Annotated in this window: 1 protein-coding gene; it reads left to right on the forward strand. The window is 66.0% G+C overall.

Annotated elements, in window-relative coordinates; genetic code table 11:
- The first annotated feature begins 681 nt into the window (after positions 1 to 681).
- The gene (locus tag ABZX79_RS37805; protein ID WP_355268596.1) at positions 682 to 1,101 is read left to right on the forward strand and encodes a hypothetical protein; all 420 of its coding nucleotides are present in this window, start codon (positions 682 to 684) and stop codon (positions 1,099 to 1,101) included.
- Positions 1,102 to 1,266: the final 165 nt, after the last annotated feature.

Here is a 1,266-nt window from a genome sequence, read left to right on the forward strand (position 1 = left end):
CAACACAGACCGCCGCCCGCGACCAGTACGAGCAGCCCGAAACGGAGTCACGCCACCCCGCTGACCAGCCACTTCAAGATGGCGGAGCTTCACTGGAGCGCTTCGGCGCACAGAGATCGAACAGGTCAGTTGGTCTGGGCAGTGCGACGCAGCTTGTGTCGCAGTAGCGCCGGTTTTCGCCCGTTTCCGGGCTTGGAATGCGACTAACCCGCCACTTGATGAATTTTAACGCCCATCCAGCCCTACCCGTCTCGGCTCCCGCAGCAGTCCTGTCATCGTCGTTGGTGGGTGTCGGTCGCCTCAGTGGCCATGCTCCTGGCGTTGGAATGCGACTAACTCGGCACTGGGCGAATCACAGCGCCCCTCCGGTCCCACCCGTCGCACGCGCAACGCCTTCGGCCACCACGGGCGTGTTTCGGCCCACGCGAGGCCCCATACGGGCCGTGCCGACCGTCGCATGGGTGGTGTGCTGGGTTCGCGCCTCGGAAATCGGTTTGCGTCGCCACCCATCCACATCAGCAACGGGCTTGCAGTTCAACCGGCCACCGGCCGGGGTGAACGCCACACCCGCCCGAGTCGCCGGTCGACCGGACGGACACCTCAGGCGTTTAACCCGTCAAGTCGAGGGCCTCAAGTCGCTGTGTAGCCTGGCGATCTGTTCGAACTGATGAGGGGCTGAGGGTGGACGTCGAAAGACGGCATGCTGGGATCCAGCTTCCTGAGGGGCCCTGGTGGGACTGGGACGTGGTCGGCTGGAACGCCGGGCAGCTCCGGCTTGCCGCTGGTCATGATCTGACCTACCACCATGGTCTGGAGCTGGTCTTCGACGATCCGGTCTTCGTCAGCTGCCCGTCGAGCTTTCACGATCCGACGTTCCGTGCTCCGTCGCCTGACGAACTGCTGAAGGTTACCCGTCAGCTCGGCGGAGAGCTGGCCGTCGTGGTCGCCTTCGAGGCCGACGCCGGCGGGCAGGAGCCTGTCTCGTGCCTCATCGCCGCCGAGCGACTCGAGATTGTCCCGGAGACCGTCTTGAGGTACTGGCGCGAGGACGCGGCACCTGGCCAACGCTTCGCTCCCTGGGTGCGGTCTTCGGGCCAGTAGAGGCGCCCGCCTATGCAGCTGCCGTACGCGTCTCGTTGGATTAGGCCAAACCGGCGCCCGGAGTGGGTGGTCGTGTGCGTGGGAATGGGGATGGTGCACCAACGGCCGTTCCCGCAGTCGCTGAGTCTGGGGCCGCACCGCCCCCTAGACGTGGTGCGCACCGCC

The organism is Streptomyces sp. NPDC002994, assembly GCF_040611155.1.
GTDB lineage: Bacteria > Actinomycetota > Actinomycetes > Streptomycetales > Streptomycetaceae > Streptomyces.